The 13,321-nt window shown below is 58.8% G+C and carries 12 protein-coding genes and 2 pseudogenes; 7 read left to right on the top strand and 7 right to left on the bottom strand.

Features of this window, described 5'->3' with window-relative positions; translation table 11 throughout:
• Positions 1 to 73 precede the first annotated feature (73 nt).
• Entirely contained in the window at positions 74 to 1,150 is a 1,077-nt protein-coding gene (gene dinB, locus AB8841_RS06830; protein WP_370435560.1) for a DNA polymerase IV, read from the top strand.
• Between the two features lie 60 nt (positions 1,151 to 1,210).
• On the opposite strand, the gene AB8841_RS06825 is transcribed toward dinB, so the two are convergent.
• From AB8841_RS06825 to AB8841_RS06810, 4 genes are read right to left on the bottom strand one after another with little or no spacing between them, the layout of a single operon-like run.
• Complete coding sequence (locus AB8841_RS06825) at positions 1,211 to 1,768, bottom strand: AAA family ATPase (protein WP_370435048.1); 558 nt, start codon at positions 1,766 to 1,768, stop codon at positions 1,211 to 1,213.
• A 46-nt stretch (positions 1,769 to 1,814) separates the two neighbouring features.
• On the bottom strand, positions 1,815 to 2,306 hold the full coding sequence (locus AB8841_RS06820) for a GNAT family N-acetyltransferase (RefSeq protein WP_370435047.1): 492 nt from the start codon (positions 2,304 to 2,306) through the stop codon (positions 1,815 to 1,817).
• Positions 2,307 to 2,342: 36 nt separating this feature from the next.
• Positions 2,343 to 3,098 carry an RES family NAD+ phosphorylase gene (locus AB8841_RS06815; RefSeq protein WP_370435046.1) on the bottom strand — a complete coding sequence of 252 codons (756 nt, stop codon included), beginning with the start codon at positions 3,096 to 3,098 and terminating at the stop codon, positions 2,343 to 2,345.
• The gene (locus tag AB8841_RS06810) at positions 3,058 to 3,438 is read right to left on the bottom strand and encodes an antitoxin Xre/MbcA/ParS toxin-binding domain-containing protein (protein ID WP_370435045.1); all 381 of its coding nucleotides are present in this window, start codon (positions 3,436 to 3,438) and stop codon (positions 3,058 to 3,060) included. The genes AB8841_RS06815 and AB8841_RS06810 overlap by 41 nt, the downstream gene beginning before the upstream one ends.
• Before the next feature lie 204 nt (positions 3,439 to 3,642).
• Here AB8841_RS06810 and AB8841_RS06805 point away from each other — a divergent pair.
• Positions 3,643 to 3,999, top strand: a pseudogene (locus AB8841_RS06805) (ATPase domain-containing protein); the annotation flags it as partial.
• 94 nt (positions 4,000 to 4,093) lie between these two features.
• On the opposite strand, the gene AB8841_RS06800 reads toward AB8841_RS06805, so the two are convergent.
• Positions 4,094 to 5,230 (bottom strand): hypothetical protein, encoded by a 1,137-nt coding sequence (locus AB8841_RS06800; RefSeq protein WP_370435044.1) that lies wholly within the window; start codon positions 5,228 to 5,230, stop codon positions 4,094 to 4,096.
• A gap of 2 nt (positions 5,231 to 5,232) precedes the next feature.
• Entirely contained in the window at positions 5,233 to 5,670 is a 438-nt protein-coding gene (locus tag AB8841_RS06795; RefSeq protein ID WP_370435043.1) for a hypothetical protein, read from the bottom strand.
• 631 nt (positions 5,671 to 6,301) lie between these two features.
• Between AB8841_RS06795 and AB8841_RS06790 the strand changes: the two genes are divergently transcribed.
• The 5 genes from AB8841_RS06790 to AB8841_RS06770 all read left to right on the top strand — a co-directional run bounded on the left by AB8841_RS06790 (position 6,302) and on the right by AB8841_RS06770 (position 11,813).
• On the top strand, positions 6,302 to 7,267 hold the full coding sequence (locus tag AB8841_RS06790) for a helix-turn-helix transcriptional regulator (RefSeq protein WP_370435042.1): 966 nt from the start codon (positions 6,302 to 6,304) through the stop codon (positions 7,265 to 7,267).
• Positions 7,268 to 7,812: 545 nt separating this feature from the next.
• The gene (locus AB8841_RS06785; protein WP_370435041.1) at positions 7,813 to 9,279 is read left to right on the top strand and encodes an autotransporter-associated beta strand repeat-containing protein; all 1,467 of its coding nucleotides are present in this window, start codon (positions 7,813 to 7,815) and stop codon (positions 9,277 to 9,279) included.
• A gap of 92 nt (positions 9,280 to 9,371) precedes the next feature.
• Positions 9,372 to 10,883, top strand: coding sequence for an autotransporter outer membrane beta-barrel domain-containing protein (locus AB8841_RS06780; RefSeq protein ID WP_370435040.1), 1,512 nt, complete (start codon positions 9,372 to 9,374; stop codon positions 10,881 to 10,883).
• A gap of 79 nt (positions 10,884 to 10,962) precedes the next feature.
• Entirely contained in the window at positions 10,963 to 11,445 is a 483-nt protein-coding gene (locus AB8841_RS06775; RefSeq protein WP_370435039.1) for a DoxX family protein, read from the top strand.
• Positions 11,446 to 11,681: 236 nt separating this feature from the next.
• Complete coding sequence (locus tag AB8841_RS06770) at positions 11,682 to 11,813, top strand: hypothetical protein (protein WP_370435038.1); 132 nt, start codon at positions 11,682 to 11,684, stop codon at positions 11,811 to 11,813.
• A gap of 683 nt (positions 11,814 to 12,496) precedes the next feature.
• Here the strand turns inward: AB8841_RS06770 and AB8841_RS06765 are convergent.
• A pseudogene (locus AB8841_RS06765) lies at positions 12,497 to 13,192 on the bottom strand (IS6 family transposase); the annotation flags it as partial.
• Positions 13,193 to 13,321: the final 129 nt, after the last annotated feature.

Here is a 13,321-nt window from a genome sequence, read left to right as displayed (position 1 = left end):
CGTGAGAACCACGTTGAACATCGACCTTGATCCAGCCGCCGCCGGGTTCAAGCCGGAGCGGGTAGACCGATCAATACCCGTCACGGATCGGCGTATCGCGCATGTGGACCTCGACGCCTTCTATGCCTCGGTCGAGCAGCGGGATAATCCGGAACTCCGTGGGAAACCGGTCGCGGTCGGTGGCTCGCGTGAGCGAGGGGTTGTCGCAGCCGCGAGCTATGAGGCTCGTCGCTTCGGCGTGCATTCGGCGATGCCGTCAGTCACGGCGCGCCGGAAGTGCCCACACCTGATCTTCGTGAAGCCGCGCTTTGACGTCTACAAGCAGGTTTCCTTGCAGATTCGAGAGATCTTTCACGAGTACACACCCTTGGTCGAGCCGCTGTCGCTCGACGAGGCTTACCTGGATGTGACGGAGAACCTCAAGGGCATTGCGTATGCGACCCAAATCGCCCGGGAGATCAGGGCGAGAATCTTCGAAGAGACCGGGCTGACAGCGTCGGCGGGCGTCTCATATTGCCGCTTCCTTGCCAAAATGGCGTCGGACCAGCGCAAGCCGAACGGGATGTTTGTCATCACGCCCGAGATGGGCCCGGTCTTCATGGAGTCGCTTCTTATCGAGAAGTTTCATGGGGTTGGACCTGCAACGGCTGCGAAGTTCCATGCCCTCGGTATTTTCACCGGCCTGGACCTGAAATCCCGACCGCTGGAGTTCCTGCAGGAGCGGTTCGGTAAAGCCGGGAGCTATTACTACTGGCTCGCGCGTGGGATCGATGACCGCCCGGTCCGGCCGGACCGGACCCGGAAGTCCGTCGGCGCCGAGAACACGTTCTCCGCCGACCTGAGCAGCCTCGATGAGATGAAGGCAGCGCTTCAGCCGATCATCGACAAGGTCTGGCGCTACTGTGACCAGTCTGGAGTGAGGGGCCGGACGGTCACGCTGAAGGTGAAATTTTCCGATTTTCAGCAGATCACCCGTAGTCGCACACTGGGCGCGCTTGTTGAGAGCCGGAGCGGCTTGGACGAGATCGCAACTGGCCTCTTGGTCTCGCTTCTCCCCTTCGGGCAACCCGTGCGTCCCCTGGGGATGTCCTTGTCCGCGCTGAATACCGATGAGGGGCCGCAGAGCCCTCAGTTGAGCCTTGGTTTGTGATCCCTGGTGGGTGGTTGCGAAGCAAATGAGACATTGCGAAGTGTTTGAGGCAAAGGCTCATTAGTGCTGCGAGGAGTGCGACTCCTTCGCCTCGGACAAAGCCCTTTCGATGAAGTTGGCACGCTCCGACACACTGACCTTGGGCAAGATAGAAACTTTGTATCCAAGCGGTGGGTAGGCTTCGAGCAACCGAGAATATTCAGCTTCGGCTGCCTCCATGCCATGACGCCGTTCTGGGTCATTCGCGTAAATTTCTGGCCAGGGCGGCGTTAGAAACACAGTTTGGCAGTAGCGATGCGCCTGAGCGAGTGCAGCCAGAACTGGCTCATTTGTCAGGTGCTGTAGGAAAGCCGCAGCATCGACCAGGCCCCTGTCGAAAAACACCCACCCGTTCAGAGCGGTGGCTGCTGCTCGATCTTCTAGGGCCATAGTCATTGCACGATGTGCAAATGCTTGTTCGTCTTTCCAGGGAAGCGCCAACCCTCCTTCTTCGAGCTCCTGTCGGACGATCCGGCGACCAGGTTCCTCCACGATGGCGTGACCGCGCCTACCAAGCTCGGCAAGCAAAGTGGATTTGCCACCGCCGGAACAGCCAGAAATTACGACAAACCGCTCCATTCACCCTCTCCGGTCTGTTGGGTTGTTACCGGTCCCATAAAGGCGCTTATCGGAAATTCGCGGCCTGACGGATCCGATAAGTGTCAGCGTTCATCGACATGACCGTATTGAAAGCGGGCTTGCCGTTTCGCAGAACTTCCTCCACTCCATCATTGGTCAGGCCAACCCTGCGATAGAGGGCGACGCCGCGCTCATTATGCGGACGGACTGTCAAAGTGACCCTCTTGGCGGCTAGCTCATCAAAAATGACCGATAGCGCGCGTTCGATCAGAGCGCGGCCAACACCCCCACCGGGTTGCATGACAGCAATACGCTTGATCAGGACGCTTTCAGGCGAGGCTCCAATCCCCTGAAGCATCAAATAACCTGAGATTTTCCCGCCGCCGCCAACAGCGACGAGATAACGGTGAGTAGGGTCTGCAATACCGGTTGCGTGCTGCTCCCGCGTCCATCGGCCAACCAGGTCCTCGTACCCAGCCTGGCGTTCGCAAGCCATGATGGCATCAATATCGTTGAGTATGGCGGGGCGGATTTGCATTGAGACTCCCCAAGAGTGGCAATTCCTCACCTGGCTTTAGGCAGCCCGCTCCCATGCGAAGGTTGCCGTTCGTGGATCGGAGGTTGCCGTCTCGGGTGGGAATTGGATTGCAAGCCTCGGGCTTTCACAGAGGGCTTGCACTCCCAGCCGGGTCAGACGCATGCGCCATGTTTGGCGCATAACCGGATCAGGACGGTCGAAGACCTCGCACGAAAGCCAGGTGAAAGCCGCGCCCTTATTCGGGCAGCGGACTGACAGGGAGCGCAGGCCCGTCGCCCCGGCGGCTCTTGCGAGATCGGCAAAGGCCTGAGAGGCGCTGTAGTCGCTGAGATGGGAGAGGGCAGGCTCCTGACGCTCGGTCAGGTCGACCAGGGCGTCAGTGTCAATCGCGACCGAGAAAGCCGTGTACTCAGCAAAATCCGCTGGGATCAGAGCTTCGGGAGCCTCGGCATAGAACAGCACCCGATAGAAGGCCATTTCGGCGATGGCCGTCTCTACGTGCTCGGCGGTGTAAAACGCACCCTCGCGTTGTCCGGCCCGCCGAAAGCGGGATCCCTGCCGAGGCGTATAGCGAAATGGCGTGTAGAGCAGGGGATGAAGGTGGCGGCACGCCGGCGGCACCGGCGGCTTGGTGTCGTCCAGAAGGTCCTCGAGACGCGCCTGCTCGTCCAGTGTATCGACAAGGGGCACCGTTGAGATGACGTACTGGGACTCGACCACGCGCCAGCAATGGCCCTTGAAGGGCCGGAACTCAGAGCGGAGCGCGTCGAGAGTCGAGATAGTCGATGACATGGACAAGGCCGGCAATGGATTGGACCGCTTCCACCGGACGGGCGTCGAGGGCGGTGTTATGGCTCTTGAACCACGATGCAGCCGAGGCGGCATTGCCACCGACGATCGCGTCCAAGGAGCGATAGAGACGGACGAAGAGCAGGGAAAGCTGAAAGGCGTTGCGATCCCGATCCAAGGCAAAGTCGCCCGTCTTCATTCGAGAGACCGTGGCTTCCGAGACACCAATGATGGACGCGAACAGTCGGCCTGGAAGTTCAAGCCGCTCCGCGGCACGGACAGCCGCCTTCGATACGATCGCTGCATCCTGGCTGATCCGGGCAGGTTGTGGCGTCATGTTCATGCATCCCTTCCTTTCTGTGGATAGAATACAGCTGTAAATCTTTCTGTAAAGAGAATTGTTCCCAACCATGGGCTCGGAACTGAGCACGGGAGGGCGTCGGCTCTCGACTGACAATTCACCACAGTTCTCGTTTTGTTCTAGCCTTCGGGCGGGGTTTGAGGTAGATCTTCTCCTATCCACCAATTTGGACGTGCGGGAGCCAGTATGAGCTTGGATAAGAACAAGGCGATTGAGACAGCGGTCGCTCAGATTGAGCGTGCCTTTGGGAAAGGCTCGATCATGCGCCTGGGCGGCGATCATGTCGTTGAGGTTGAGACGATTTCAACCGGCTCGCTTGGCTTGGACATCGCGCTCGGCGTGGGGGGCTTGCCCAAGGGCCGCATCATCGAAATCTACGGCCCGGAATCTTCGGGCAAGACCACGCTGACCCTGCATGCGATCGCCGAGGCCCAGAAGAGGGGCGGCGTGTGCGCGTTCATTGATGCCGAGCATGCTCTTGATCCGGTCTATGCCCGCAAGCTGGGTGTGAACCTCGATGATCTCATCGTATCGCAGCCGGATCTCCGCACGGAATGAATTCGTCGCTCTCCAGCAGAGCTTTTACTTCGCCCGATTCAGCTCCGGCATCGGCATGAATCGACGCTTCGTGACCCATTCAGGACCCCGGACAAATCAGCTTGACTTTAATCGTCTCAGTGCCAGTGGCCGTCAAACCGCCCCGCGCCAGAATCTTTGCAAAGTCCATGGCGCTGACGTCGTGGGACATATTGGTCTCTACCCTGACCTCCTGATCGGAAAAATACTCCCCGTGGCCTACTTCTTGCTGTGGCCTCATCGACATGCCGTAGCCGCCATGGCATTGGACCTTTACATCCCCTGGCGCGCTCTTTGAGTTGCCTTTCAAGGCCATTGTTAGACCATCGGTCTCCATAGAGAGATCGATGCGCGTGTTCGTCTGGCCTACAGAGGTGCAATTCATTCCGGCGATTTTCATCTGCCCGATCCTGACAACTTGCAGGCCGTCGCCATTCAGTGACCATCGGTCAGAACCGGGCGAACTCTTGCCCTTCAATTTGATGGGGCCCGTCTGATAGGAGTAGGTCACGTCGAACTGCGGCCCTCTGATCCGCGGCTCCATATGGGCTTCAACGGTGATGTCGCCCGCGTCGAGTACCTTCTTCAGCAGTCTACGTAAGTCTGCGATCTGCTGGGTGTATTGCACGACCTCCTCGGCTGCCATCTTGCTTGGCAATCGCTTCCAATACTCAGCAGCGCCGGATTCTCGGCACTCCGTACGGTGTGCGCTTTCATGAGCGAGATTGATATCTGCTAGTTCCTGGCACTGTGAGCCGGCTTTTAACGCGTCCAGGTCGGACGCAGATTGCTCGCAGGTTCCATAGGCCATTTTGATGCTGCCCGGCCCGGTGTAGCCTTTCGCCGGTGAGTAAGGGAGCTTGAACTTGCTCAATATATCCTGTCGCGCCCGCAGCGAGCGATCGTAGATGTTGACGTCGGAATCTGGGTGAAGCGGGTTCTTTTTGGCCTCGATCAGTGGCGCCTCAATCGCTTCCAGCTCGTCGCTGATCCTTTGCTGTATGTCGCGCAGAGCCTCCGCGTTCCTGATCTCCTGTTGAATACTTTCAAGGTGCCGGCAGGAGCAAGAGGCCGCCTCCGCGTGCGCAGGGGCGACTGGGAAGGCACATGCGAAGCCAAACAAGGTGGCATAGGCGAGGCTCTTTATCGGGAACGGCACGTTGCGAACGAAGCAAGCGCCTCTGAGGGAAGGGGGCATGCTTACATACATTCCTTCTGCATCGCGGCCGCAGAACTCTGGCGTACGATTTCGCCCGCAGCCGACGCGCCAACGTTGGCTGCTGCGCCAGCTATTCCGGATGCGGAGCCCCCGAAAGGGATAAGCCCGATCACGCCTGAAAGGACAGCTGTCCCGGTCGCCGTTGCTTGGGCATTGCGTGCAGCTTCTTCGCACTTCTGCCTGCTCGGTCCAGCTGTTTGGCGCTGCGGTGTGCCGGTCCCACGCTCCAACAGCGGCTTCTTGGATGCGCCGCGCCCGCCACGAGGCACTTCAACTATGCCCTGAGCCTTCCGCTCGTTGTACTCTTTGATGTTGGCCGCACGTTGTTCGGGCGACAGGTCGACGTTGTCGGCAAACGCGCTCAAACTTCCCAACGAAATTGCGATCGTTGTAGCAATTACCAGTAGATTCTTTTGCATGAGGGGCCTCCGCTTTCTGGGGTTTATGGAACTGCAAATCAGGGGTGCTGCTTCGCTTCGAGGCGAAAGCCTGCAATCGACGCTGCTGCTGCCTGGTGCATTCACACGATTGAATTAATCTACCTAAGGCGAGTGAACCAGCTGGCAGTGAGCGTTAAGTTTAGTGCCTGCGCGTCCCTGCTTGACTCGCGCGTCGCATGGCCTGGCTTGCGCCGGGCCGTGGAAATTCACCTTTGAGGATATCGAAAAACGAGTAGCGTAGGACTTCGCGTCGATATCAAGTGTCCGATGGTCAACAGGTCGGGCGTCAAAGAAACCCTCTACTATCATGGCGGCTTCGTCATCAGAGTTAATCACGTCGAGTGCGCGAGCAACCGAACTTACACAACGTATGTTCAGCGTATAGGGCTTCCGCAACAAATAAACGCATTTTTTCGTGCACTTAACTCCTTTTCCCCACGCCCGAATGCTTGTGTTCGTTCTGCGCAAAGTTTTGGTTCGTATTTCGCCAAGACAGCCGAGCCTCATTAGTTGCATAGTTCTACCCGGTGTTGGACCGGCGATTTTGTCTCCAACCGAGGGCAATGGGATTGACGTTGTTCGAGCGACAAGGTGAAAGGAGAAGACCAGTTTGAGTTCAATTCTATTTCCGACGCGGCGGCTGTCCACGAACGATGTTCCCCGCCAGGAGCGACTGGCTTTCGCACATGACTTCTTGGGTCGCCATATCGGGGGGAGGGTGCTTGTCCCAGCCGACCCCGAGAACTTCCGCGTCGACATCGAGGCAATGTTTCTCCCCAGCGGCTTAACGGTTGGCCAGGGCTTCTATTCGCCGGTCAGCGGGACGCGGACTCGCGACCTGCTGCAGGATGGCTGCGAACAATACCTGCTTTTGATCCACAATCAGGACTATGAGATTTCGATCGAGGGAAAGGCCGCATTCAAAGTCGCCGCTGGCGATGTCGTGTTTTTGAGTGAAGGCACCTGCAATGAATTCCGGTATGGCAAGCCGACGGTGGTCGGCGGAGTCTCGCTTGATCGTCACATCATCGCAGATCTTGCACCTCGCCTTGAACTGGAGGCGAGTTACCTTATTCCGTCGTCGGCCGACGGGATGCCGCTTTTGGCCAATTATGTCGAAACGCTTCGACGTCATCCACCGCTTTCGGTCAAAGTCGCTGCAATGGCCGCCAGGCACGTCTATGATCTGACCTCCGTTGTTCTTGATGGTTTCGTCCGCGGTGGAGCAGAGCGCAATGAGCGTAGCAAGGCGGTTGCGCGCCGCAGGCTTATTCAGCAGGACATTCTGCAAGGCTTGTCCGACCCCGGTCTCAGCATCGATGCTGTCGCACGTCGTCAAGGCGTGACGCCGCGCTATATCCAGCGACTGTTCGAGAGCGAGGGGCGGACTTTCACCGAATTCGTGCGGGATGCGCGGCTCGATCTTGCCTATCGTCTTCTCCAGGAAGGAGGCGATTCGTACAGGATCACCACAATCGCATACGATGTCGGTTTTTCAGATCTCTCGACATTCAGCAGAGCTTTTCGACAACGCTTCAACGCGACGCCATCTGACGTTAAGCGCTCAGCGCAGTAATATTCAACGACAATCCCCGCAGTCCATGCGCGCGCATTCCTTCGCCAGGGATGAAGCGACGACTATTCGTTGGGATGCCAAAGATCGGCCGAGGCAGCGCCTGTCTTGTTGAGTGACGAAATTTGTTCGTTCTTCATCAAAAAAATCGGTTCGGTTTTGCCCAAGCGAGTCGCAGCCATTTTTTCTTAATCTGCAGCGGGAGTGGCGAGAGTTACGTCGCGAATGACGCAGTGGGGTATCATAGAAGGTGTTCAAGAGTTTGCGGGCCATGCCCCTGGATACGATCTGGGTGTTGCGCAGGAATGTCGGGAGCGAACCGGGAGTCGGTGAGTCGCGCCGCGCTACGCTAATGCGCGGCCCTCTGTTCCGTCAGCGAGCTAAAGCCGGGGGAGGGATCGGCTCGAAGATGGTCGTTGTTGCGCCTCTGTAGAGGCGCGAGGGAAATCCGGTCGATCACAAAAACAGTTGGTTTTTCATCTCGGACGCTGCGGCGCCCGTCGCCGGCGGAGCTTTGTCTGCGCCTGCAAAGTCAAGGAGCATGAGAATTGCAAGGTAATATTAGTCTATCGAAGTCGGCAAACGTGTCACATCTGAGGTATACGCAAGCTCTCCTCGCCGGCGCTTCACTTGCCGTCCTTGCTCTGGCCTCGCCCGCACGCGCGGGAACAATCATTTACAGTGACGGGCAGAGCGCGGTTGCGCCCGTTGCGATGGCAACCGACACCGAGCTGAACGTCGCTACCGGAAGCGCCGATCAGAGAGGGACCGTCAGCGGGGCCTATCACGTAACCAAGACCGGCGACGGCATCCCGCTGCTGAGCGGGACCGGGGCACTTACTCTTACAGCGGCCGATACGCTCGTGTTAGCCGAAGAATCCCACGTCTCTGTCGACCTGCGCGCGAATTCGAACCAAGCCAGCTTCAGTGTTGCCGGGGATCTGACGCTCGACGGGGCGCTCAGCGTGAAAGATGTCGGCGGGTTCGGCCCGGGTAGCTATCGACTGTTCAACTATGGAGGTTCGCTGACCCAGAACGGCCTAGATATCGCGACCGTACCAAACGGCTCTCGGGATAAAGTGAGCGTACAGACGGCCGTCGCAGGACAAGTCAATCTCGCCGCCCGAGGCGAACAGCAAGGTCCCCTCCTGTTCTGGGACGGCGACAAACAGGAGAATTGGGACAACGGCAAGGTCGACGGAGGTGACGGCCAGTGGCGAACTGGCGGACGTGCTTTCACCGATGCCCAGGGGGTGACGAATGGCGCGATGAGTCCGCGCCCCGGATCCGTGGGGTTCGGTGGCAACGCCGGCAATGTCGAAGTCTACACGGGTACCGGACAGGTAGAGACCACCGGTATGCAGTTCGCAACCAGCGGCTATAACCTGTACGGTGATTTGCTCACGCTCGCCGCGGGTGAGGCGATCATTCGCGTCGGTGACGGAACTGCGGCCGGTGCGAATTATGTCGCAACCATCTCTAACCGTTTGGACGGCGGGGGCCGTCTGACCAAAACCGATCTTGGTACGCTCATCCTCGATGGAGACAATAACTATTGGGGTGGCACGGAAATTCGCCAGGGGACGCTGCAGATCGGCAGCGGCGGCACGTCAGGGTCGATCGTCGGCGAAGTCGTCAACAACGGCGCGCTGGCCTTTAATCGATCGGATGCGACGACGTTCGACGGAGCCATTTCCGGCACAGGCGCAGTGCATCTGCTGGACGGCGATCTGACGCTCACCGGCACCAACCGCTATACGGGCGGCACAATCGTCGATGGCGGAATATTGAGGGCCGGTCAGGAAAAGGCGTTCGTGAGTGACACCGCCTTTACGGTGAACGGAGGCACACTCGACCTCAATGACTATAGTCTCATCATGTCCTCGCTATCCGGTACCGGGGGATTGGTGGCGATCGGTACGGCGACGCATTCGCTGCATCAGAATATCGACACCAGCTTTGCAGGTTCATTGACCGGGTCGGGATACTTCACCAAGGGGGGAGCGGTAAGCTGACACTTTCAGGTAACAGCAGGGGATTCACCGGTGAGGCCATAGTCGATGAAGGCACGCTGGTCGTAAACGGCGCGCTGGGAGGGACGGTTACTGTGCTCGGCGCCCGCCTTGAGGGCGTTGGTACGATCGGTGACACCCTCGTGAAAGGCACGATTGCGCCGGGTAACTCGATCGGTACGCTGAACGTCACCGGCAACATCACCTTCGATCAGGGCTCGATATTCGAAGTCGAGGTCAATGCGGCAGGTGCGGGTGATCGCATCAATGCGACCGGATCGGCCACGATCGACGGCGGCACGGTCCGGGTGCTCGCCGGCGTGGGGAATTACGCTCCGGCCACGACCTATACGATCCTGACCGCGAATGGTGTCGGTGGAACTTTCGCCGGCGTCACCTCCAACCTCGCCTTCCTCGATCCCACGCCCAGCTACGATGCCAACAACGTTTATCTGACCATAACCCGCAACACGGTCAGCTTTCAGAACGTTGGCGTGACGCGCAACCAGATTGCGACCGGCGGCGGGGTCGAGAGCCTTGGCTCCGGCAATCCGCTCCACAATGCGGTGCTGAACCTGTCGGTCTCCCAGGCCCGAACGGCATTTGATCAACTGTCGGGCGAAATCCATTCTTCGGCGAAGGCATCGATGATTGAGGACAGCCGTTTTGTCCGCAACGCGATCAATGACCGCATTCGGGCAGCCTTCGACGGCGTCGGTTCTTCCGGTGGGGTGGTCACGACTTATGTCGACGGCAAGCCAGTGCCGGTGGCGGCGAATACCAATGGCATCGCGCTTTGGGGTGAGGGCTTCGGTTCGTGGGGGCACACGGATGGTGACGGCAACGCTGCGCGTCTCAATCGCAAGACCGGCGGTTTCTTCGTTGGTCTCGACACCCCAGTCTTCGATACCTGGCGCTTCGGCGCGGTCGCAGGCTACAGCAACACCAGCTTCGACATGAAGGACCGTTATTCCTCCGGCTCGAGCGATAACTACCATCTCGGCCTTTATGGCGGTACACAATGGGGCAATCTGGCCTTCCGCACGGGCGCTGCCTATACGTGGCACGATATCTCCACGAACCGCAGCGTAAGCTTCTCCGGTTTCGGAGGCAGCTTGAAGGGCGATGATAACGCGGGCACAGCGCAGGTCTTCGGCGAACTGGCCTATGGTGTGAACATGGGTGCAACGAGGTTCGAGCCCTTCGCCAATCTGGCCTACGTCAATCTGCATACGGACGGAATTAGCGAAAGGGGCGGCGCTGCGGCACTGACCAGCCTATCGAGCGACACCGATGCGACCTTCACGACTCTCGGTCTGCGCGCTTCCAGTACATTCGAAGTAAATGGCGCGAACCTGACGGCAAAGGGTGCACTCGGATGGCGTCACGCGTTCGGGGGCGTCACGCCGATCTCGACGATGCGGTTTGGCGGTGGAGACGCCTTTACCGTTGCTGGCGTGCCGATTGCGCGGAACGCCGCGGTGATGGAGGCCGGTCTCGACTTCGCCCTGACGCCGGATGCGGTGCTCGGCGTGACCTACGGGGGCCAGTTCGGCTCCGACATGTCCGATCAGTCGGTCAAGGCCAACTTCAACGTCAGGCTCTGAAATTGAATCACACGATGACTTTGTCGGCTTAAAGTCGGCATCGTCTCCGTCTCTCTCTAAAAATTCAAACGGATTTGCTATGAGTTCTGAGACTGTTGAAACCCCTAATGTGGGCGTTTTGACTCGCACCCCAAGACACTTCGTCGGCGCAGTTGCGACCGTCTTTGGCGGCCCTTGGTTCGGCTATTTGGCGCGCACTGCGCTGACCTTCACGTTCTGGTCCTGCGGACTGGCCAGACTCTTCGATTTCGATGGTGGGTTGGCGGAAATGCACCATTTCGGTCTTGTGTCGGAAATCCTCTTCCATTTTGCGACGGTAGTAACGCTTCTTGTCGGCTCGGCCCTCGTCATCCTCGATCGTTGGAGTTGGGTTGGCGCCGGAGCTCTGGCCGCCTTCACCATTCCCATCGTCCCGATCACCCACGGCTTTTGGGTCATGCAAGAGCCCTTGAAAACCATAGAGTTCCATGTCGTCTTGGAACACATCACCGTCGTCGGTGGCCTCGTCGTCGCGATTTACGCGTCTGAGCTGGGTGCGAGCAGAAAAAGGCAAATCGCATGAAGGCAAGACATTTCGTGATCAGCATGGCTTGCCTGCTCGCGGCTGGCTGTACTGCCAGTGATGCGCGAATGGGCGCCTTGCGTGCTGACATGGCGAGTCGTCAGGCGGCCGCCGAGTTGGCGGCGAGCAGACCCGGCGCAGAACCTGAGGATCGGGAAACTGCCAGGGCGTATGCCTCGGCACAATCCTGCATCGATCAGATAGAGGCGCATTCGCAAAGTGTTCGGGCAGCGGATATGGCTGTGAACACGGCCGTGGCTGGCATCGGCTTCGCTGGACCGGGCGGGGCTCTTGCTGCGCGGGCGATGGGGCCGCTGCATGGCTCCGTGATGCGGAACCAAGCCGAGTTCAAGGTCGCCTGCTATTGAGAATCTATCAAACCTATCGAGGTCGAAATATGCGCGTCCTTTTAAATCATCGTCGTGGTCTATTAGCACCGCTATTCGTGGTCGTAGCGGCGCTAGCCGGCTGCCAGAGCACGCAATCCAATTTTCAAGGTTCGAACTTCTCGAGCGAGACGAGAGCCTTGGAGGAACAACTGAACGCTGAGGCAACTGCATTGGGAGCTGCGCAAGGCGCCACCAGTCTTGCGGCCAGCGCTGATCCGACGGGCCTTTCCAGTTTCGCCAAAGCTCCTGTCGCGCTCGCAGCGCGAAACGCAGTGGCACGGAGCGCTGACGCGCGCATGGACGCCCAGTTGGCTCGTGACGAAGAGGCTTTGTATCGCCGTTACGGCATGAATCCGGATGGGACACCTTCCGGGAAAAGGCCTGCAGGGAGAAACTGACGTTAGGCCTACGCAAATTCAAAGCGGCTTCCAGGCGGATTGCTGCGGGCCCGGGGCTGTCAAGAGGAGTACGTTAGGATTTGGACGTGGCAATGGATCAATCCACGCTTTCGTTAATTGAACGGAGCCTCGATCAGCCAGGGCCCGTTTCCGATCGTGTCGACACGATGTACGTCCATCGACGTCTCGATTCCTATCCTGAAGCCTATCGGCTGTTTGCAATGGATCTGGAGCCGCAGGCAAGAAAGCTTCTGCCGACACTGAGGCGGCGAGCAACGTGAACTGCTCAGCGAGCGACAGTTGATGAGTGCAGGCGTACTTCGCCTGTCCTTTCCGCACCATGTGAACCATTTCGATCCCGCCCAGGATCACGCGAGCGCTGTTCAAAGACTTGAACCCGAGCATCGGACGAATGCGGCGCTTGATCGCCCGATGATCCTGCTAGATCCGACTATTCAAGTAGGCACTTTGCCGGATGCGGATGGGCCGCAGTTGGCGACTCGAGCGCTCCTGCAAACGGCTCTCGGCATCACAGGACGAGATCGCCTCGCGATTGGTCTGACTGCCGTTGATCACAATCCGCTCGGGTCGGCCGTGTCGCTTGAGAGCCTTACGTAGGAAGCGCTTGGCGGCCGTGAGATTCCGCCGCTCGCTGAACCAGAATTCGACCGTATCGCCATGACTGTCGATAGCTCGGTAGAGATACATCCAGCGTCCTCGGACCTTGATGTAAGTTTCATCGATATGCCATTTTCGGCTGACGGCTCGCTTGCGGCGGTTGAAGCGCTCGAGCAGTTCGGGTGAGTAACGGACCACCCAGCGACCGACTGTAGCATGATCGACCGAGATGCCGCGCTCGGCCATCGTCTCCTCGAGATTTCTCAGGCTCAGATTGTGGGCCAGATATCTCCGGGCACGTAGGAGGATCACGGAGTGATCGAAATGCCGGCCTTTGAACATCGTACGCCTCCGGGTGAGCCGGAGACGTCAACCGAACCAAGTTGCTGAACGGCTCGCGACGGATCCGCGACGACCGCAGGCCCTGAAGCGAGTTGTAGACGCCGGGTCAATCTGTACGAGCGGATCGCG

Origin of the sequence: Microvirga sp. TS319 (assembly GCF_041276405.1) — a bacterium.
Lineage (GTDB): Bacteria > Pseudomonadota > Alphaproteobacteria > Rhizobiales > Beijerinckiaceae > Microvirga.
This window is presented reverse-complemented; position numbering and strand designations above follow the sequence as displayed.

Excerpts from the sequence above, each read along its gene's own strand:
- AB8841_RS06825 (WP_370435048.1), bottom strand. The coding sequence starts at position 1,768 with ATGGAGCGGTTTGTCGTAATTTCTGGCTGTTCCGGCGGTGGCAAATCC.
- AB8841_RS06820 (WP_370435047.1), bottom strand. The coding sequence starts at position 2,306 with ATGCAAATCCGCCCCGCCATACTCAACGATATTGATGCCATCATGGCT.
- AB8841_RS06815 (WP_370435046.1), bottom strand. The coding sequence starts at position 3,098 with ATGTCATCGACTATCTCGACTCTCGACGCGCTCCGCTCTGAGTTCCGG.
- AB8841_RS06810 (WP_370435045.1), bottom strand. The coding sequence starts at position 3,438 with ATGAACATGACGCCACAACCTGCCCGGATCAGCCAGGATGCAGCGATC.
- AB8841_RS06800 (WP_370435044.1), bottom strand. The coding sequence starts at position 5,230 with ATGCCCCCTTCCCTCAGAGGCGCTTGCTTCGTTCGCAACGTGCCGTTC.
- AB8841_RS06795 (WP_370435043.1), bottom strand. The coding sequence starts at position 5,670 with ATGCAAAAGAATCTACTGGTAATTGCTACAACGATCGCAATTTCGTTG.
- AB8841_RS06775 (WP_370435039.1), top strand. The coding sequence starts at position 10,963 with ATGAGTTCTGAGACTGTTGAAACCCCTAATGTGGGCGTTTTGACTCGC.
- AB8841_RS06770 (WP_370435038.1), top strand. The coding sequence starts at position 11,682 with ATGGCTGTGAACACGGCCGTGGCTGGCATCGGCTTCGCTGGACCGGGC.